Origin of the sequence: Paenibacillus sp. FSL H8-0175 (genome assembly GCF_045040615.1) — a bacterium.
In the GTDB taxonomy this organism is placed as follows: domain Bacteria; phylum Bacillota; class Bacilli; order Paenibacillales; family Paenibacillaceae; genus Paenibacillus_AQ; species Paenibacillus_AQ odorifer.
Genome location: NZ_CP150299.1, coordinates 3,194,111 through 3,212,953 on the forward strand (window position 1 = coordinate 3,194,111; position 18,843 = coordinate 3,212,953).

19 protein-coding genes are annotated in these 18,843 nt (G+C 41.9%); 17 read left to right on the forward strand and 2 right to left on the reverse strand.

The genetic code is table 11. The annotated features are described in order from the left end of the window. The first annotated feature begins 2 nt into the window (after positions 1–2). From MHH46_RS14245 to MHH46_RS14270, 6 genes are all read left to right on the forward strand, one after another. Complete coding sequence (locus MHH46_RS14245) at positions 3–785, forward strand: GTP cyclohydrolase II (protein WP_076183786.1); 783 nt, start codon at positions 3–5, stop codon at positions 783–785. A 78-nt stretch (positions 786–863) separates the two neighbouring features. Beyond that, entirely contained in the window at positions 864–1,919 is a 1,056-nt protein-coding gene (locus tag MHH46_RS14250; RefSeq protein WP_076126169.1) for an ATP-binding cassette domain-containing protein, read from the forward strand. A gap of 127 nt (positions 1,920–2,046) precedes the next feature. Then, positions 2,047–2,796 carry an ABC-2 family transporter protein gene (locus tag MHH46_RS14255; RefSeq protein ID WP_051491475.1) on the forward strand — a complete coding sequence of 250 codons (750 nt, stop codon included), beginning with the start codon at positions 2,047–2,049 and terminating at the stop codon, positions 2,794–2,796. Positions 2,797–2,802: 6 nt separating this feature from the next. Beyond that, positions 2,803–3,588, forward strand: coding sequence for an ABC transporter permease (locus MHH46_RS14260; protein ID WP_076190041.1), 786 nt, complete (start codon positions 2,803–2,805; stop codon positions 3,586–3,588). 114 nt (positions 3,589–3,702) lie between these two features. Continuing rightward, on the forward strand, positions 3,703–4,332 hold the full coding sequence (locus MHH46_RS14265; RefSeq protein WP_076190042.1) for a hypothetical protein: 630 nt from the start codon (positions 3,703–3,705) through the stop codon (positions 4,330–4,332). Positions 4,333–4,369: 37 nt separating this feature from the next. Further along, positions 4,370–5,503, forward strand: a complete 1,134-nt coding sequence (locus tag MHH46_RS14270) for a GNAT family N-acetyltransferase (protein WP_256717158.1) — start codon at positions 4,370–4,372, stop codon at positions 5,501–5,503. A 112-nt stretch (positions 5,504–5,615) separates the two neighbouring features. Here the strand turns inward: MHH46_RS14270 and MHH46_RS14275 are convergent, their stop codons facing one another. Both MHH46_RS14275 and MHH46_RS14280 read right to left on the reverse strand, forming a co-directional pair. Continuing rightward, positions 5,616–7,823 (reverse strand): MMPL family transporter, encoded by a 2,208-nt coding sequence (locus MHH46_RS14275; protein WP_405132616.1) that lies wholly within the window; start codon positions 7,821–7,823, stop codon positions 5,616–5,618. A 143-nt stretch (positions 7,824–7,966) separates the two neighbouring features. Further along, complete coding sequence (locus tag MHH46_RS14280) at positions 7,967–8,587, reverse strand: TetR/AcrR family transcriptional regulator (protein WP_076126175.1); 621 nt, start codon at positions 8,585–8,587, stop codon at positions 7,967–7,969. A 296-nt stretch (positions 8,588–8,883) separates the two neighbouring features. Between MHH46_RS14280 and mraY the strand changes: the two genes are divergently transcribed. The 11 genes from mraY (at position 8,884) to MHH46_RS14335 (ending at position 18,835) form a co-directional block, all read left to right on the forward strand. Then, positions 8,884–9,837: a phospho-N-acetylmuramoyl-pentapeptide-transferase gene (gene mraY / locus MHH46_RS14285; protein ID WP_076190044.1), complete on the forward strand. Its 954-nt coding sequence runs from the start codon at positions 8,884–8,886 to the stop codon at positions 9,835–9,837. A 106-nt stretch (positions 9,838–9,943) separates the two neighbouring features. Next, positions 9,944–10,255, forward strand: a complete 312-nt coding sequence (locus tag MHH46_RS14290) for a helix-turn-helix transcriptional regulator (protein WP_076190171.1) — start codon at positions 9,944–9,946, stop codon at positions 10,253–10,255. A gap of 81 nt (positions 10,256–10,336) precedes the next feature. Next, positions 10,337–11,506 carry an MFS transporter gene (locus tag MHH46_RS14295; RefSeq protein WP_076190045.1) on the forward strand — a complete coding sequence of 390 codons (1,170 nt, stop codon included), beginning with the start codon at positions 10,337–10,339 and terminating at the stop codon, positions 11,504–11,506. Between the two features lie 152 nt (positions 11,507–11,658). Further along, on the forward strand, positions 11,659–12,279 hold the full coding sequence (locus MHH46_RS14300) for a thermonuclease family protein (RefSeq protein WP_076126181.1): 621 nt from the start codon (positions 11,659–11,661) through the stop codon (positions 12,277–12,279). A gap of 67 nt (positions 12,280–12,346) precedes the next feature. Further along, on the forward strand, positions 12,347–12,787 hold the full coding sequence (locus MHH46_RS14305) for an NUDIX hydrolase (protein ID WP_076126240.1): 441 nt from the start codon (positions 12,347–12,349) through the stop codon (positions 12,785–12,787). Between the two features lie 201 nt (positions 12,788–12,988). Continuing rightward, positions 12,989–13,348, forward strand: a complete 360-nt coding sequence (locus tag MHH46_RS14310) for a BlaI/MecI/CopY family transcriptional regulator (RefSeq protein WP_076126183.1) — start codon at positions 12,989–12,991, stop codon at positions 13,346–13,348. Between the two features lie 11 nt (positions 13,349–13,359). Then, positions 13,360–14,892 carry a M56 family metallopeptidase gene (locus MHH46_RS14315; protein ID WP_076190046.1) on the forward strand — a complete coding sequence of 511 codons (1,533 nt, stop codon included), beginning with the start codon at positions 13,360–13,362 and terminating at the stop codon, positions 14,890–14,892. Positions 14,893–15,027: 135 nt separating this feature from the next. Further along, positions 15,028–16,131 carry a PRK06851 family protein gene (locus tag MHH46_RS14320; RefSeq protein ID WP_076190047.1) on the forward strand — a complete coding sequence of 368 codons (1,104 nt, stop codon included), beginning with the start codon at positions 15,028–15,030 and terminating at the stop codon, positions 16,129–16,131. Positions 16,132–16,279: 148 nt separating this feature from the next. Then, a complete protein-coding gene (locus MHH46_RS14325; RefSeq protein ID WP_076190048.1) occupies positions 16,280–16,996 on the forward strand; it encodes an AzlC family ABC transporter permease in 717 nt (238 codons plus the stop codon). After that, a complete protein-coding gene (locus MHH46_RS14330; RefSeq protein ID WP_076190049.1) occupies positions 16,993–17,304 on the forward strand; it encodes an AzlD domain-containing protein in 312 nt (103 codons plus the stop codon). The genes MHH46_RS14325 and MHH46_RS14330 overlap by 4 nt, the downstream gene beginning before the upstream one ends. A gap of 31 nt (positions 17,305–17,335) precedes the next feature. Continuing rightward, positions 17,336–18,835, forward strand: a complete 1,500-nt coding sequence (locus MHH46_RS14335; protein WP_076190050.1) for a PLP-dependent aminotransferase family protein — start codon at positions 17,336–17,338, stop codon at positions 18,833–18,835. The last annotated feature ends 8 nt before the right edge of the window (positions 18,836–18,843 follow it).

An 18,843-nucleotide genomic window follows, 5' to 3' on the forward strand; every position in this document is an offset into this window, starting at 1 on the left:
TTATGATTAAACCAGAAATCACTTCTATTTTACAGAATAAAATCACGCGAATTCCTTTAGCAAATTCCACAAATATATTGGTTGGACCGATCACGTTACCGGTGAATTTAGACGGCGAGACCGTTGTTTTTAAATGGTACAACTGGCTGAATACAACGGATGCAGAGCTTCTTCAAGAGGATAGCAGTAAAGCAACGGCAGCTTTAATTTCACGTTTGCCATCCATGAACTTAGCAGAAGGACAACAATCCAGTGTGTTGGTATATGGCGATTTCGAAGAATCTGAGGATGCATTGATCCGGATGCATAGCATCTGCCATACTGGCGATATTTTTGGCAGTAAACGTTGCGATTGCGGCTTCCAGCTGCATCAATCCATGAAAATGATTGTTGAGCATGGCTCTGGGGCATTATTTTATCTCGCGAATCATGAAGGAAGAGGCATTGGCCTGTTCAGCAAATCTTTAGCGTATCTTTTACAGGAAGAAGGATACGATACAGTTGAGGCTAATTTAGAGTTGGGATTTGCTGATGATTCAAGAAACTACGAAGAGGCAATCAGTGTTCTGCAAACTTTACGTCACAAACCAGTGACGCTGATTACGAATAATCCGAAGAAATTGGATGCGCTCAAGGCTGCAGGGATGAATGCCGTGAAAAGAGTAGCGTTATGGGGAGATGTATCTTCTTTTAACGAGAAATATTTGCGGACTAAAGTCGCTCGCTCAGGGCATTTAGAAGCTGTGAAGGACACCCATTCGCTAAATGAAAGACTGGCTAAGTAAAGATTGAAGTAGTGCTTTTGCGCTTCTTCTATTATAATGGGGTACTGGGAACCAACTCTAAGCTTAGTGAGGTACAATATGACTGCTATTCAAGTACAAGACTTACGCAAAACATTCAAAGTACAAAAAAACCGCGAGGGTCTCAAAGGGGCCTTCGCTGATTTGTTTAAAAGGGAATATACGGAAGTGACTGCGGTGAAGGACATTTCCTTTTCCATTCCTGAAGGTGAGATCTGTGGATATATCGGCGAGAACGGTGCTGGGAAATCGACCACGATCAAAATGCTCACAGGTATTCTCGTGCCGACTTCCGGAAACCTGACAGTAGGTGGGTATGTTCCGTATTTGGAGCGCGAGAAATTCGTGAAAAATATCGGTGTGGTATTCGGGCAACGAAGTCAGCTATGGTGGGACATTGGCGTGATTGAGTCGTTCCAGCTCCTGCGCAAGGTTTACCGGGTGTCTGAACAAGATTTCAAGAAACGGCTGGATGAATTGGTCGAACGACTGCAACTGCAAGAACTGCTGAATCGTCCGGTTCGTAAGCTTAGTCTAGGTCAGCGGATGCGTTGTGAATTAGTGGCAGCATTGCTTCATAATCCATCGATTGTATTTCTGGATGAACCGACCATTGGCTTAGATATTGTGGTGAAGTCAGAGATCCGTGAATTCCTGAAAGATATGAACCGCGAGCATGGGACAACCATACTGCTGACTACACATGACCTGCAAGATATTGAGGCGCTTTGCTCCCGAGTGATAATGCTTGATGATGGCCGTATCATTTATGACGGAGGACTGGAAGACCTGAAGCAGCGTTGGGGAACCGGACGTGAGGTTCAATTTCAATTTGGAAATGCAACGAAACGTCAGCAACTTGAGTTATGGACTGAGGGATTGCCTGTTACTTGGTCTGCGGAGAACGATTTAGGGGCGTCTGTCTGGATACCGCTAGAGCTAAATGTATCGGATGTATTAGGCAGAGTAGTGGGAAAAGCAGACATTACTGATATCAAAATCATAGAGACCAATACGGACGATATTGTTCGCAGTATTTATCAATCCGGGTCTGCAGACAAGCCTGATGAAATGGCTGCCGCTCTGAAGGATGAAAGAGAGGCTTTACATGTCTGATAAGCTTAATCCTGCAACAGCTATGTCTTCCTCCTCAGGAAGTTCATCTTCTGGCGGTCCTCAGGAGAATAGCCGTAAATTACTATTCGGGGCTTACTTAGATTTTATACGCATCCGTTTTCTTACCATGCTTGCTTATCGGATTAACTACTACTCAGGTATTCTTATCTATTCACTGAATATTGGGGTTAACTATTTCACTTGGATGGCCATTTATGGCAATGGGGATTCATTGGGTGGCTTTACTGCAACGCAAATGACATCATATGTTGCTGTGTCGTGGATGGCTAGAGCCTTTTATTTTAATAACCTAGACCGCGAGATCTCTACGGATATCCGTGATGGAAGTATCGCTATCCAGTTTATAAGGCCCTATAACTATGTCTTAGTCAAAATGATGCAAGGTCTTGGAGAGGGAATGTTCCGCTTCCTTTTATTTATGATTCCCGGCATGGCGATAGCGATGCTGCTGTTCCCGGTTCAATTGCCAACAGCGCCATCTGCTTGGGCAGGGTTCCTGGTGATGCTCTTTTTCAGCTTTTTAATTAATTCACAGATCAATATCATCACAGGGCTCTCGGCATTTTTTGTAGAAAATAATGAAGGCATGATGCGAATGAAGCGGGTGATTGTAGACTTATTCTCCGGCTTAATCGTACCGATCAGTCTGTTTCCTAACTGGTTATCTTCCGTACTTGAGGTGCTGCCGTTTCAGGCGATTACCTACTTGCCAGGTTCAGTGTTTACGGGACGGGTGCAAGGGGTTGGAATATGGAATGTATTAGGGATACAAATTATTTGGTTCCTAGTATTGCTGATTCCAATTGTCTGGTTATATCATGCGGCGCGGCAGCGTCTCTTCGTGCAGGGAGGTTGAGGAAACATGTATTACCTGGGATTATTAATTGAATATATCAAAAACTATATGAAGAGCCGGCTCACCTATCGCGCTGACTTTTGGGTAGAGGTCATTTCAGACTTACTTTTTCAAGCTACCAACTTTATCTTTATTCTCGTAATTTTTATGCACACAGATAGCCTGGGCGGCTGGAATCAGAATGAAGTAGTGTTCGTTTATGGATTCTTTATGGTGCCATTTGGGGTGTTTAGTTGTTTTGTGAATCTATGGGGATTTAGTGAACGTTACATCGTTAAAGGTGAGATGGACCGTATTTTGACACGCCCAGCTCATAATTTGTTCCAGATCTTTTTGGAAAATGTTGATCCACCAGCACTTATGGGCTCATTCATAGGTATTATTATTATGGCCATCAGTGGCAGCAATCTGGGTCTTCCTTTTGAATGGTGGACGATACCGGCTCTGATCGTTCTAACGTTAAGTGCGGTCGCCATCTATACGGGGATTTACACAACGTTGACTTCATTGTCTTTCTATTCGGATGCTCCTACCGGCATTCTTCCGTTAATGTACAACATTCAGACTTATGGCCGGTACCCGGTAACGATTTACAATCGTGCTATACAGGTATTGCTTACTTGGATCATTCCATTTGCATTCGTCGGAGTGTATCCAGCCGCGCTTTTTCTACAGCGGGAGGAGATGACCAGCCTTGCTCTGATGACACCTGTAGTAGGCGCTATATTCCTGGGGATTGGTTTGTTAGCCTGGAGTTATGGCGTACGAAGATATAAAGGTGCGGGGTCTTAAGTTAAGCTAGTGTTTTGTTAAGTTGGAAAGGCTACCTTCGGGTAGTCTTTTTTTTCACCCGGAATTCATGAATATGCTAAAATCATTTATATCTACAATGGGGAGGAATCATAGATGAATGTGTTAGATATTTTACCAGCACCCGAAAACTTAAAAAAACTTATGAAAATACTTGCTTCTCTAAATATTGTCTTATGTCCAGAGGAATGGCTTCGCTATCATAGTTTTGATTCTAAATTTGATAAGAATGTTTCTCTAGCATCGATCGATAATGGCTCAGGCGATAATTTGTTTATTATTTTTACACCTCAAGGAACGGTAATTAAAGGTTTTGATCATGAGTCCGAAGTAAGTCCATATGCGCGTGACGAACATGAAGTTTGGCCAGGAATCTATGAAGAGGTCCCAACCTCGCTATTGTCTTTACTGGAAGATGAGGCGATAGCTAAGGATGATGTTACTTTTTGTTTTTGGCGTGAAAATAATGATTTGACGTGGCAGAAGGGGAAGGTAGAGATTCCAGCGGAGGTAGAAGATGGTTCGGACTTTTTGCTAGGGACTATTTTCCGCACAGCTGAGGATTTTGTGGAATTTGCCGAAGGTTATTTTGAACTCACACTCCCTTTAGAGGTTGTTGCACAAGTTTATGAGGGGGCAGCCATTACAAAAGAGATGATCAAAGCGTTAAATCCTGATGGTGATGTAGAGACAATCCTTCAGGAGTTAGCAGAGCTAGACTCTTAGGGACTTATCGATTTTGAAAACAAAGGGGGATGCGAAATTGGAACTTTACGTGGAAAAGCTGAATGCTGATGCTGCTTGGGATATTTTAAGCTGGCAATATGATCCACCCTATGATTTTTACAATAATGAACTAACTCCTGAAGCTATAAGTGAAATGCTAGAGGAAGCATTTTTTTCTGTACTTGATGCAGATAAACAATTGATCGGATTCTTCTGTGTAGGAAGTCCAGCACAGGTTCCAAATGATAAATATACATATTCTCAGGATTTTATAGATGTGGGTTTAGGAATGAAGCCTGAGTTAACCGGACAGGGGAATGGGACTCTATTTTTCACAACAGTCCTTAACTATATTAATGAGAGATGCGAGGAAAAACCAAAGCGGCTGACAGTGGCGAAGTTCAACGATAGAGCGATACGCTTGTATGAAAAACTAGGATTTAGCAGGGAAGCTGAAATCGTTAAAGGAACTACAGAATTTATAATTATGATTTGTAATGAAAATGATAATCTTGCTTCCATGTATGAGCGGGCGAAACCCGGCGAACTAATTACTTTTGGCGCTTATCCGCAAATGGCGGACGGAGCAGACCAAATGCCGATAAAGTGGCGGGTGCTGCAAAATTCAGGTAGAGAACTGTTCATTTTGAGCGAGTATATTTTGGACTGCAGGCGGTATCACGGTGAATATGTTGACGTTACATGGCATGACTCCGATTTGCGAAAGTGGTTGAACGATGAGTTTTATAATGCCGCTTTTAATGACTCCGAGCACAGGCTCATCAAGACTACACAATGCACAGATAACGGAGAGGGAAGTATAAACACGGAAGATAAGATTTTTCTGCTTAGTGTTTCGGAGGCGAATGAATTCACCTTTAAACTTGGAGAAGATACTTTACGTGCGAAGCGTAGGGCGATAGGAACGGGATTCTCCAAAGTGAAAAAGAACGATGGATGTAAATTGTATGTGTATGATAAAAAAGTCAAAGCTGATTATATCCTTGAGAAGGATGAAGAGTTTGGCTGCTCATGGTGGTGGCTGAGAACTCAACCTGCGATTTCCTCACGTGCGTATTTTGTAGGTACTCGTAGCAGTATTCGCAGTTACGGACATGTCAACTTAGCTTGTTACGGTGTGCGCCCCGCTTTAATCCTTAATCTTCAATGAGATAATTTCCAGAGCCTTGCCCATCTGCTCTTCGCGGGAAGTGAACCCTACCACAGAAACAAAACAGCCTGAACCCCTAGGAATACAGGACTCAGGCTGTTTATTATTGTATCTATTTCATGGAATTAGACTTGTCTTTAGCATTGAGTGTAGCAATCAGTTTCTCGCCTTCGACATCTAGGTTTGGCAGAATACGGTCGAGCCATTTTGGAAGTGCCCAAGCTTTGTTGCCGAAAATAGACATTACAGCAGGAACTAATCCCATTCGAATAATGAAAGCATCGATTAAGATCCCTACGGCCAGTGTAAAGCCGATTTGTTTAATCATGACATCATCCGTAAAAATAAACCCTGCAAAAACGGAGATCATAATTATAGCAGCACCTACTACGACACGACTCACCTGGTTGTATCCATGAACAACGGACTCTGATCCCTCATGACCATGAACGTACGATTCACGCATGGAACTGACAAGGAAAACCTGATAGTCCATCGCAAGCCCATATAGGATACCCGTAACGATGATTGGCATAAAGCTTAGCAATGGGCCACCGGTGTCGAAACCAAAGAGAGAATGGAGCCAGCCCCATTGGAACACGGCTGTGGTGATCCCGAAGGTAGCGAGTATGCTAAGCAGAAAGCCGATCGTAGCTTTGATAGGAACGATAATCGAACGAAATACCAACAGAAGAATAATGAGCGATAGGAGAATGATGATTCCTACATAAATGGGAAATACATCTGCCAGTTTGGCCGACATATCGATGTTAACAGCGGTAAATCCGGTAACCCCGAGTTTAACATCATTACTTTGAGCGATACTAGATTCCGTAGCCCGTAAATCATTCACCAGATTTTTGGTTGTTATATCGCTAGGACCCGTTTCTGGAATCAGACTGAAGATAGCCAAATCCTTAGTCATGCCCAGAGGAGTGACCAACGCGACATTCTTTTGAGCTTGGAGCTCTTTTACAAGATTTCCTAGGAGCTCCGGAGTGACTGGATTGGAAGAATTCTTTGGTTCTGCAACCAAAATAAGCGGTCCGTTAAAGCCCTCTCCAAAACCCTCGGATATAGCATCATAACTTTGTCTTGCTACCGTATCCAAATTCGCTGAGGCAGCTCCGGGAATGCCCATTTCCATTTTGGCTATAGGGGTTGCTGCTACGCCAAGTACCACGACGATGGCAACAATAGTGACCCAACGATACTTGATGACGAATTTAACCCATCTATCAGCTATACCGCGGTTACCCGTTTTATGATGATCCTTGTTTTTCTTGCGAGCTTTAGGCGAACAGATGCGTTCACCCACCAATCCGAGCAATGCCGGCAATAGGGTTAAGGCAACAAATACGTTGATGAGGACGGTAGCTGCTGCTACTAACGCCATCGTTGATAAGAAAGTAAGCCCGATTACAAGCATACCGCAGAGAGCAATAATAACCGTCAAACCGGCGAAAAATACGGCGCTGCCGGATGTGCCAATAGCTCTAGCCGCAGCTTCTTGTGCGCTTAATCCTTGATCAATAATCATCCGGCGTTGGCGATTTACAATGAAAAGAGCATAATCGATTCCGACGGCTAATCCAATCATAAGCGCCAAGACGGAAGTGACACTAGGCATTTCAATGAATTTGGAAATAGAAAATGCTCCACCTACACCGATGCCGACTCCAAGCAGTGCAGTTATAAGGGGCAGACCTGCTGCAACGACAGAGCCAAGCGTCACCAGCAAAACAATTGCAGCAATGACAAGTCCGACAATCTCAGCTGATCCTACACCGATAGATACTGATTTAAGTGTCTCGCCCGGCAGTACAGTAATGTTAGTATCTTTCTCGACATTCTTGACGGTATCAATTACAGAATCAAAAATATCTTGAGAGATAGCAGATTGCTCAATAGTAAACTGGAATTGGAACAATGCAATGCTACCGTCTGCGGAAAGAATAACTCCAGGTACTGGAACGCCATCTGCCATCAGAGGACCATAGGAAAGGGGTGCTGTGGCTGCTACAGACTGATCCATACTGGCAGCCTGAGTTGCTTCAGTAGTTGAACTACTTGCTTCCGCTGCGTAATCCGCAGGATTAATCACTTCGTTTATACCGTAAACCTCATTAACACCTTTAGTGATCGCTGCCAAACGTTCTGGCGTATCCAATCGCTCATTTTCAGGTGCTTTGAACACGACACTTCCTTGTCCACCAGATGCAGCCGGAAGTTCTTTTGCTAATTGATCCAAAATCTTTTGCGATTCTGTGCCTTCAATCTTCATTTCTGAACTGATATGAATACCATTCATGCTGATCATAGAGATGACAATTCCTAAAATTAAAATCCAACCTAAAATGAAGTACCCAGGTTTGCGATAAGCGGTTTTTCCCACTCTGTATAATAATGTTGACATGTATCTATTTTACACTCCCTCGTTGATGAAAACTGATTGTTAGCCTATTAGAATCCGTTGCGTAAATATCCGTAAATAGTTTCCAAAAATTGATCGAACGTAAGCGTTTCAGGACTTGGATCGTCGCTCGTCGTTTGTCCCGGAAGCAGCACATTAAGTTTTCCGTCAATTAAGGGAAGTACAGTTCCGTAAACCGAATTTATAAGCAGATAAGTATAGACCTCGTCATACTTACCATTTGACAAGTGCAACAATGTTTTTTGTGCTCCAGTTTGCGTAAGATGTATTGCTCTTAGATAATGGGGCTCGAGAGCTGGGAATTTTCGGGAAAGTAAAGAAAGCTCACGCAACCTCCCTATAAGCTCAGATGTAAGTTGCATCTTAATTAGTTGATATAAGGTATCCAGCAGGGAGGCATTATCAGGAATTTTGGTGAGCAATTCTTCATACTCATTCGTGTTCCGTACGGTAACTGCTCCCATCGCAACTGCCTCTTCCTTGCATGTGAAATAGTTTGCGAAAGTTCTTCTGGAGTAGCCAGCTTTTTGCACGATATCTTCAACAACAAAACCGTCTAACCCATGTTCAAGTGCAAGTTCGAATGCCGCTTCAGCTAGCGCTTTTTCAGTGGCTTCTTTTTTGAAATCTCTCAACGTTTGTTTAATCATAATTTTATGTATACACCTCCCATATGGCTGTTATTGTGGTGAAGATTAGGATTAATGACTATATACTAATGTAAACTTGCCCAAAGTGCAAACTTTCTCATTGGGCAAGTTTACGCTTTGGGATCTGCTTATAGAAAATTCCCGGCAGTTTCACAGCAGAAAACAGGAAATAAAAATAGAATAATTTCTCTTTATCAACAGATGAAAAGAGTACATAATTACAGACGACCTCATTAACTCTAGAAATATTTTGTGAGTATTATAAATGATCTTTTTCAAAGAGGGGAGTTCGTTATATGTATGGAATTCTGGCTGTTTCCGGCCTGTCTTTTCTTCTGGTGGCGGTGTTTACGCCTCTATTAATCTGGACGCTGCATAGACTGAGGTTAACGCAGCCAATTCGTGCCGAGCTTCCAGCAGATCATCAGGCCAAACGGGGTACACCACTAATGGCAGGGTTGATCCTGCTTATCGGGATAGCGATTTCGCTGCATTTTCAACCCGGGCCTCTAATGTTACTCTTATGCGTTGCGTTTTTGTTGTTTAGTTCAGTCGGATTTTTGGATGATTTCAAAAAGGCTTTTTGGCAAAACCCATCCGGCATCAGCGGCCGCTCAAAACTAGTGCTTCAATTTCTTTTTACTGGAATTATATTATATGTGTTGTTCCATTCGTTCGGCCTGACGAGTAATATCGAGTTATTTAAAGGCCAAAATCTGCAGTTGCCTTTATACCTTTATGTGACTATCATTTTGCTGTTTGTGGTCGGCTCCGCGAATGCCATCAATTTTACAGATGGTCTCGATGGGCTACTGATCAATGTTGCCATACCGTCGTATTTTTTCTTTTTTATGATTTCGGACAAACCTGAAGTGCAGACATTTTCACTTGTTATGATCGGTTGTCTGCTAGGACTTTTGCTTTACAATATTTATCCAGCAAGAGCGTTTATGGGCGATACTGGATCACTCGCGATCGGTGGCTCCCTTTCCGTTCTGGCTGTCATTGAAAAGGTTGAGCTTTTGATTCCGATTTTGTTTTTCGTTTATTTTGCGGAGCAGTTGTCGGTCATTTTACAAGTTTGGTACTACAAACGGACGAAGCTGCGGCTATTCCGGATGGCTCCGATCCATTACCATTTCAGCTTAAAATACGGATGGAGTGAGAACAAAATCGTGATGATTTTCGGTTTCATTTCGTGGGTATCCGTACTGCTGTGCTGGTTGATTTGGAAATATTTAATTCACTAAACGAACAATTCGATACGAAATATGAATCTACATAATGTTATTGCAACAACGAGACATCGGCATCTTTTGTATTTACAAATCTATAAAAATAGATATAATGGAACACATGGAACCTTTATTGATATTCAAAGCGTTGTCTAACGAGACTCGTAGTCAAATTATGATGTGGCTAAAAACTCCCGAGGAATTTTTTGATGAAAAGCCTTATTTACAACAAGGCCTAAATTTTCAAATTGGGATTTGCGTGGGAGATATTCAAGCTAAAGCGGGGCTTGCACAGTCGGTTATTTCGAGCTATCTATTGACTATGCAAAAAGCTGGTTTGCTGGAATCTGAGCGAATTGGGAAGTGGACGTATTATCGTCGAAATGAAAAGACAATTCAAGAGTTTTCCGATTATATTAAAGAGAAACTATAGGAGAAAGGAGGAAGGGCTTTTTTTTGGTAATACATATCTACAAATCTAAATATGTGAATATAAATGGAGGATTATTTTAAAATGAAAAAGGTTAACCCTTTGCTTATTATTATTTTGGCTTTAGGCGTATTTGGCATTATTACAACGGAAATGGGGATTATAGGTGTTCTGCCACAGGTAACTCAAAAATTTAATATATCAACTTCTCAGTCTGGATGGCTTGTAAGTATATTTGCTTTAGTTGTTGCTATTTCAGGTCCATTTCTGACCTTATTGGCTTCTGGAATTAATCGTAAAATAATTCTATTAACTGCTGTACTTATTTTTGCAATTTCAAATATTGTTTATGCGTATACGACCATGTTTGAAGTAATGCTGATTTTCCGTATTATCCCTGCTATTTTTCATCCCGTGTTTTTTTCAGTTGCACTTGTTACCGCTGCCCAACTTGTCCCTCCGGAAAAGAGCACCAAAGCAGTTACAAAGATTTTCGCCGGAATAACGGTCGGGTTTGCTTTTGGTGTGCCTTTGACTTCTTATCTCGCGGACAAAATTTCGTTAGAAGTCGCTTTTCTGTTTGGAGCTGTCGTAAGTATAATTGCCTTTTTAGGAATACTAGCTTGGCTTCCTTCCATGCCAGTTAAAGAAAAAATGTCATATGGTAAACAACTTGATATTTTACGCAAACCCCTATTGTGGTTAAATATTGTGGCAGTTATTTTTATCTTTGCAGCTATGTTTTCTGTGTACAGTTACTTTGCTGAATATCTTGGGCAGGTAACACATATGAACGGGTCAGGGATTAGTATCATGTTGATGACCTTTGGGATAATCATGATTTTTGGGAATTTTTTATTTGGAAGCCTTTTGCATAAAGGCATTACAAAGACCGTTATCATGTTTCCATTGTTATATGCGGTAACTTACTTATTCGTATATTATCTAGGTTCTTATTTCCTTCCGATGGTTGTTATCATAATCATTTGGGGGGCAGTGCATTCCGGCGGACTGATTGTCAGTCAAGCATGGTTAACGACCGAAGCGAAAGAAGCTCCCGAATTCGGTAACAGCTTGTTTATCTCATTTTCCAACCTTGGAATTACTATAGGGACTGCTATCGGTGGTTGGTTTATTTCTCACGCAGGAATACATCAACTCATCTGGATCGGAATTATGTTTTCCCTGCTTGCTTTCTTATCGATCATAATCAAAATAAAGATTTCCAAATTAAACGTGGTGGAAGTAGAGTAAAGGCGAAACAGCGATAGCCAAGTATCTTTTTTCTGGTACATGGCTGTCGCTGTTTTCTATGATTAGTAGTACAGTCTTGTGTTTTTAAGTTTTTTAATTTATTTTTAATAGACCCCATGAAATTACATACGTGTATAAGAAAGAGGTTAACAATGAATAAGATTTATCTAGTAAAAAGCTTTTTAGCTATCACACTCTTACTTGGAACAACAACTGCCTGCAACTTAGCCGAGCAGATTACTTTAGAGCCAGTTCCAACGATTACGGCTGATTCCAGTTCTGGATTGGGTTCTACGCCAGACAATACAACAGAGGACAACAAACGTTTAATAGATGCAAAGGTAACACGAGTAGTCGATGGTGACACCATGAAGCTGACTATAGGCGGCAAAAAGGAAACCATTCGTTTATTGCTGGTCGATACTCCAGAGTCAGTGAATCCGAACATCCCCGAACCACAGCCCTTTTCGTTAGAAGCTTCTGATTTCGCCAAAAAGATGCTTACGGATAAAGATGTACAAATTGAACTAGATGTATCGGAGCGGGACAAATATGGCCGCCTACTTTGTTACCTCTATATAGATGGGAAAATGTTCAATGAGATTCTGCTAGAGCAGGGTTATGCACGTGTAGCCTATGTATTTGCACCTAATACAAAATACGTAGATCAATTTAGAGCGATTCAGGATAAGGCGCGAGAGCGGGGAATAGGTATTTGGAGCATTGAAAATTACGCGCAAGACAATGGTTTTCATGTGCAGAAAAAGAAATAAATTTTAATTAGCTTAGGATATTTGAGCCTATTAGAAGAAAGGATGTAGTTTTTTGAGCGATTATATTATGGAGTTAAGAAAGCTGGTAGGTACCAGACCGCTTATAATGGCAGGAGCCTGTGTTTTATTGTGCAGCAATCATCAATTATTATTACAACGTAGAACGGACAACGGATGCTGGGGTTTGCCAGGTGGCTCGATGGAGCTTGGGGAGACTTTAGAAGAGGTCGCTAAGAGGGAGCTTTTTGAGGAAACGGGCTTAACAGCCAAAGGTCTTGAATTGTTCGACATGTTCTCTGGAAAAGATCTTTATTATAAATACCCGCACGGGGATGAAGTATATAATGTTGTGGCTGCGTATCTATGCACAGACTTTGATGGGGCGCTAAAAGTAGATGGAATTGAAGTGCAAGAATTGCGTTTTTTTAATTATGCAGAATTGCCAAGCGAGCTGTCTCCTCCAGATGTTCCCGTCATTAAGAGGTTTTTGGATCGTTTTGTGAAGTGATGTCGGATGGTATTCAAAAGATTAAAGAGGGCTGCCTAGTGGTAGCCCTTTCTTTAGTTTGCCATTTCCTCGGAAGTTTCAGTACAACCACGAATTTTCCTGTTGAAAATAACTATAGCAGCAGTGTTGACTTCGTCAAACTATTGGAGTAGTCTGTATCCAAGACCCAAACTATTGCAATAGTGTAAGGAGATGATTTAAATGACTATTAAACTTTTTGATTCGGAACTTAAAGTAATGGAAGTGTTATGGAAAGAAGGAGATAGGTCTGCCAAACAAATTTCTGATATTTTGAAGGCTGAGATTGGTTGGAATATGAATACAACTTATACTGTTATCAAAAAGTGTATTGGTAAAGGTGCAATTGAGCGCTATGAACCTAATTTTATGTGTCATGCGTTAATTGCTAAGGTGCAGGTACAAGAAATGGAGACAGATGAGCTGATTGACAAGGTGTTCAATGGTTCTGTCGACAAGTTATTTGCATCCTTACTTGGGCGTAAGAAATTATCTGCTCAACAGATTGAGAAGCTCAAACAAATCGTCGATAACGTTGAATGAGGTGATGGCCTATGAGCACCTTTATGAATATGAGTTTTACTGCTGCGGTGATGATCGTGGCTATTATTGTCATTCGATCGCTGGTCATCAATAAGCTGCCTAAGAAAACCTTTATGGTGTTATGGGGGGTGGTTGTATACAGACTACTGATTCCCTTTTCTTTGCCGTCACCATTTAGTATTTACACATGGGTTGATAGTTTACCTTTGAATAATTCGAACAATGTGACTTTCGTTAATCCGTCCTCCCCACTAACCTTAACCATGAATCTAGTAGGTTCGACTTCGACGTCTGAGGTTCAGTCGATTAATAACGATTTGTCTTTTGCTATCTCGTCTATCTTAGTCATTTGGATAATGGGTATGGTTATTTCCGCATTGTACTTCATCATCACTTATGTGAAATGTCGAAGAGAATTTCATGCTTCTTTGCCTGTTGATCATCCCGTTGCTTTGAAGTGGCTAGATGAACATAAGTTGACTCGCACGATACAGATCCGGCAATTGGATTTAATCCGTTCACCCCTAACCTATGGAATTAAGCATCCAGTAATCCTACTGCCGAAAAATACAGACTGGAGTAATATTGAGCAGATACAATACATTCTTATGCATGAACTAGTACATATTCGACGATTCGATCAGATAACGAAGCTGATATTAACAGCTGTTCTCTGTGTTCATTGGTTTAACCCGTTAGTGTGGGTCATGTATATGCTGGCTAATCGTGATATTGAACATTCCTGTGATGAAACGGTTGTGCGATCATTTGGCGAAACAACGAAAAGAGCTTATGCGATGTCTCTTATAACAATGGAAGAACGAAAGAATAAGCTAAACCCTTTAAGCAATCATTTTTCAAAAAATGCGATTGAAGAAAGGATTATGATGATTATGAAGATGAAAAAAACGACCACCGCTGCGACTGTTCTAGCCATTGTCTTAGTTGTTGGTGCTACGGCTGTTTTTGCAACCAGTTCAGCGAAGTCTGTTGGCTTGAACACGAATCAAGATTCATCTGTGTTGACTCGTGGGGACAATGATAATATTCAGTACTCAACGAATGGAGGAAAGACATGGATGAACCAAGTGGAGTATGAAGCAAAATATCCCGTTTCAGATGTAGAATGGTGGACTTATGATGAATACAAAGCTTGGCTCGAAGATGAAAAAATAGAACTCCCAAAAATAATTGGAGGAAAAGCATGGACCTCAGGAGATGGGTGGTTCACATGGACACAGAAGCGTGTGGATGATGTTATCGCTAGGTATGAAAAAAATCTTGCTGATATTAAGAACGGGACAAAAATTTCAAAGACCGTGAATGGTCAGGACGACATGATGTTGTCCTCTAATGCGACTGAAATAAGTACTTCTGTCTACAGTGAAACCATTTCGTCGGACAACGGTGAGGTTATCTCATTTGGCCCGTTTGACACGAAGGAAGAGCTTCTTGCTAAGGTTAAACCTTACTGTGAGCAACAAGTCAAGCAAGGAAATATAACGCAGAGGGAAGCGAAAGAGATACTGAGCAAATACAATTAAGAATAATCCAAGAGTGTGTTGTCACAGAAATGTTAGATTCCTGCTTAACTTCGATTTCTAAAGCGTCACCCTTCCCGCAGAACGTTAATAAGATGAACAATGAAATATGACATCAGCCCGGAAAGGTGTGCGATTATGGACGGAACAATCCTGAATTTCTTTGCTGGCGGCAACACAGCTCACGGCTTCTCTAACCTCTATGAGTCGTCATTGCAAGGTTTAACACGTTTGTTTGTTTTAAAAGGAGGCCCCGGTACGGGGAAAACTAGAATCATTCGAGAAATTGGAGATCTTCTGGCTCAACAAGGTTATGAGATCTGGTTAATTCACGCAGCGTCAGATAATGATTCACTCGACGGAGTGGTTATTCCTGAATTAAAAGTAGGAATTATAGATGGTACGGCTCCACGGGTCATTAAGCCAGAATTGCCTGAAGAGGCCATCATACATGTGAATTTGGAGCAGGCCGTCGATACGCTCCAGTTAAGCCAGCGTTGTATTGAGATCGACAGCTTAGTTGATCAGTACACGGAAGAGCATGAACTCGCTTATTCAGGCTTTGCTGAAGCACTCCGCATTCATGACGAATGGGAAGCGATTTATATTGCGACAATGAATTTCCAAGCCGCTGATGAGCTGACTCAGGAGTATATTCAACTTCTGTATGGTGATCAGAACTTCGAAAAAGTAAGCCGGGTGGATCACCGTTTTTTAGGTGCAGCTACGCCTAAGGGTGCAGTGGATTTTGTACCTAATTTAACCGCAGGGCTAAAAAGATATCTTGTAAAAGGTCGCGCGGGTTCCGGTAAATCTACACTTTTAAAAAAATTGGCGGCTGAAGGAATAAAACGTGGTGTCAATGTTGAGATTTACCACTGTGGTTTCGATCCGAACAGCCTTGATATGATTATCGTACGCGAGCTTGGGTTTGCTATTTTTGACAGCACAGCTCCGCATGAGTATTTCCCTGATCGTGCTACCGACGAGATTGTTGATATGTATTCACGGTGCATTCAGCCAGGTACGGATGAAGCTTTTGCCGAAGCCATCGCAAGTATTAAAGAGCGATATTCCAGCACCATGAAACAATCCATTCAACATCTGACTGATGCCAAAGTATTTTTGGATGAGTTAAAGACAATCTATGCCGACGCTACAGATTTTGACCATGTAGATCAGATTAAATCCCAAATTCAACAAGAAATCAGCGGGATTGTAGAAAGTCCTCAGGAGGTTTAACCTTCATTAAAGATCGCTCTCTTAGCGGGCGGTCTTTTTTCTATGTCAAGAAATTGGTATGGTACATACGCACCCATGCGGTTATTTCCACCAGAATTGTATCCAAGTATGCTCTCTCTAGGGACAACGATAAGGGAGAGAGAAACTTATGAGTGATCAGAAAGTGATGTTTAGAACGGGTCTTAAGGATTCTGTAGCTATTGTTGCAGGATTTATTCCTGCTTGTTTTACGTTTGGATTGGTCGGTAAGGGATTAGGCCTGGGGAGTCTGGAAGTGTTCTTATTGTCAGCGCTCGTATTTGCGGGAGCCAGCCAATTTATTGGCGTGAAAATGCTTGCCGCTGGTGCCGCCGCTCCAATGATCCTGCTGCTTACGTTGATCATTAATTTAAGATATTTGTTTATAAGCCTATCTTTTGGGGGTCAGCTTGACCGTACAATCAATTCACTGTCCAAAGTCTGGATTGGGTTCAGTTTAACAGAAGAAGTGTACGCTGTTAGTATGATCCCCCGCAATCATTCAAAAGAAAATATAAAACTTCCATATTTGCTGGGTCTACAAATTCCTCCGTATATAGCAAATTTGCTGGCAACAGCTGCGGGAATATCGCTGGCATCCTACATTCCGGCTATATACTTACCTGCTTTGAACACCTCATTATATGCCTTACTGATAGCACTAATAGTGCCACAACTAAAGGGAAGCATTCGGAATTTGGCCATATGTTTAGCAGCGGCGGGTTCTTCATGGCTTCTACATCCCGTACTTGGAAACTCCTCGATACTTGCAGCTATGTTAATGGGTATGGCAGTAGGCTCCTTATTTCGAAAGCAAGCTGAAGTAGAAAAGGAGGTATCCGTATGACTATTCTGATCATTATCGGGATGGCAATCCTTACATTTTCATTTCGTTTTGTACCTTTGCTGCTGACAAAGCATACGAATGACTCTTCCAAAGTCCAAGCTTTGTTGGAATATTTGCCTATCGCGGTTCTTAGTGCTTTAACGGTTCCTGGGATATTTCAGGTGGACGCAGATGACAATCTTGTAGGTATCGCTTCGGGTATAGTCGCTGTTATACTGGTATTAATTAGGAAAATCCCGCTGTTACTCGTGATCTTAGGCGCTGTTTCTGCAGCACTAATTGTAAAAATCCTTACTATGAACCATTAAGAAAACCCGGATTAGAAGGGTAGGAAATCTTATGAAGCATGAATTGCTGATTACTCTCGATAAACAAAGACCCATTCCATTAAGCCGTCAAATTTATGAGCAGGTTCGTAATGCTATCCATTCAGGAGCTTTAAGTGGGGGGGATTCACTGCCTCCATCAAGGACTTTGGCTAATCAACTGGAAGTATCCAGAAGTGTAATTCTTCAATCCTACGAGCTACTTCAAGCAGAGGGTTATCTGGAGATGAGAAAAGGGGCAGGAACCTATATAACGGGGCTGCCGGTGGAGGAGAAAGACCCCCAGGATTCTGAGAACCCTTACAATTTTATAACGAAGGGTCCTGATTTCCTAACACTCAATCCTACTTCTATTATAGAAAACGACTTGAACACAGTATTATGTAATTTTCGGCACGGTGTACCTGCATGGGACGCTTTTCCAATGGATCAGTGGCAAAAAGCATTAATGAATGCCTGTCGTCGTGCATCTCCTGATACTTTGGGTTACGGCCCGGTCGAGGGCTCTTTGGGACTACGCCAAGAGATTGCACGTTTATTACGGTCTACTCGTTCGATGCCCGTGGTTCCGGAACAAATTGTGATTACATCCGGGGCGACGCAGGCATTGGATATATTATCGAGAATTTTTGTTTCAAAAGGTGATCAAGTTATTGTTGAAGATCCATCACATAACGTTGTGCGGGAGATTTTTTCGTTCGCTGGAGCGGTGGTTACACCCATCAGAGTTGACCTAGAGGGTATCTGTGTAGATGAGCTCCAAGCAAGCTGTGATACCATCAAAGAAGATCCTCATAAAAAACCAAAACTAGCTTATGTCACTCCTTCGCATCAGTTTCCTTTCGGGGTGACCCTGTCGATGAAACGAAGAGTGCAGTTACTGGAATGGGCCAAAGCCAATCAAGCTTTTATTATTGAAGATGATTATGACAGTGAATACAGGTACGAGGGTCCGAAGCTATCATCACTTGCTGGACTAGATGTTGAGGGTAGAGTAATTTATGTAGGCAGTTTTAGTAAAGTGTTATTTCCTTCTCTGCGCATAGGTTATGTTGTATTGCCTCCGACTTTGATTCAACCTTTTTTGGCGGTCAAATGGATAACAGATCGTATGTCTTCTGTTTTGGATCAGGAAGCGTTGGCGGAATTTATTCAGAATGGACATTATGCAAGGCATGTTACGCAGATGGGGAAACTTTATGCTGCCCGCAGGGCTTGTCTAGTAAAAAGTTTGGATGCTGAATTTGGCAGTCATGTCCGCTATTATGGGGAAGAGGCGGGTCTTCATTTATTAATTGAGCTGGAATCCAATGCCGAAGAGCATCGTATAGCTGAATTGGCGTTACGCTATGGAGTTCGGGTCTATCCTGCGTCTTCTTATTTTGTGGGCAGTAAACCTCAAGGTCCTGTCTTTCTACTTGGTTATTCCAATCTCACCGAGAATCAGATTAAGATGGGTGTGAACCGCTTGATGTTAGCTGAAACGGAAGCGGCAGTTAGTACTAGAACTTAATCGAAAAC

Bases quoted from the DNA above. Each gene is read 5' to 3' on its own strand.
- MHH46_RS14245 (WP_076183786.1), top strand. From the start codon at position 3: ATGATTAAACCAGAAATCACTTCTATTTTACAGAATAAAATCACGCGA.
- MHH46_RS14250 (WP_076126169.1), top strand. From the start codon at position 864: ATGACTGCTATTCAAGTACAAGACTTACGCAAAACATTCAAAGTACAA.
- MHH46_RS14255 (WP_051491475.1), top strand. From the start codon at position 2,047: ATGCTTGCTTATCGGATTAACTACTACTCAGGTATTCTTATCTATTCA.
- MHH46_RS14260 (WP_076190041.1), top strand. From the start codon at position 2,803: ATGTATTACCTGGGATTATTAATTGAATATATCAAAAACTATATGAAG.
- MHH46_RS14265 (WP_076190042.1), top strand. From the start codon at position 3,703: ATGAATGTGTTAGATATTTTACCAGCACCCGAAAACTTAAAAAAACTT.
- MHH46_RS14275 (WP_405132616.1), bottom strand. From the start codon at position 7,823: ATGATCAGCATGAATGGTATTCATATCAGTTCAGAAATGAAGATTGAA.
- MHH46_RS14280 (WP_076126175.1), bottom strand. From the start codon at position 8,587: ATGATTAAACAAACGTTGAGAGATTTCAAAAAAGAAGCCACTGAAAAA.
- mraY (WP_076190044.1), top strand. From the start codon at position 8,884: ATGTATGGAATTCTGGCTGTTTCCGGCCTGTCTTTTCTTCTGGTGGCG.
- MHH46_RS14290 (WP_076190171.1), top strand. From the start codon at position 9,944: ATGGAACCTTTATTGATATTCAAAGCGTTGTCTAACGAGACTCGTAGT.
- MHH46_RS14295 (WP_076190045.1), top strand. From the start codon at position 10,337: ATGAAAAAGGTTAACCCTTTGCTTATTATTATTTTGGCTTTAGGCGTA.
- MHH46_RS14300 (WP_076126181.1), top strand. From the start codon at position 11,659: ATGAATAAGATTTATCTAGTAAAAAGCTTTTTAGCTATCACACTCTTA.
- MHH46_RS14305 (WP_076126240.1), top strand. From the start codon at position 12,347: ATGGAGTTAAGAAAGCTGGTAGGTACCAGACCGCTTATAATGGCAGGA.
- MHH46_RS14310 (WP_076126183.1), top strand. From the start codon at position 12,989: ATGACTATTAAACTTTTTGATTCGGAACTTAAAGTAATGGAAGTGTTA.
- MHH46_RS14315 (WP_076190046.1), top strand. From the start codon at position 13,360: ATGAGCACCTTTATGAATATGAGTTTTACTGCTGCGGTGATGATCGTG.
- MHH46_RS14320 (WP_076190047.1), top strand. From the start codon at position 15,028: ATGGACGGAACAATCCTGAATTTCTTTGCTGGCGGCAACACAGCTCAC.
- MHH46_RS14325 (WP_076190048.1), top strand. From the start codon at position 16,280: ATGAGTGATCAGAAAGTGATGTTTAGAACGGGTCTTAAGGATTCTGTA.
- MHH46_RS14330 (WP_076190049.1), top strand. From the start codon at position 16,993: ATGACTATTCTGATCATTATCGGGATGGCAATCCTTACATTTTCATTT.
- MHH46_RS14335 (WP_076190050.1), top strand. From the start codon at position 17,336: ATGAAGCATGAATTGCTGATTACTCTCGATAAACAAAGACCCATTCCA.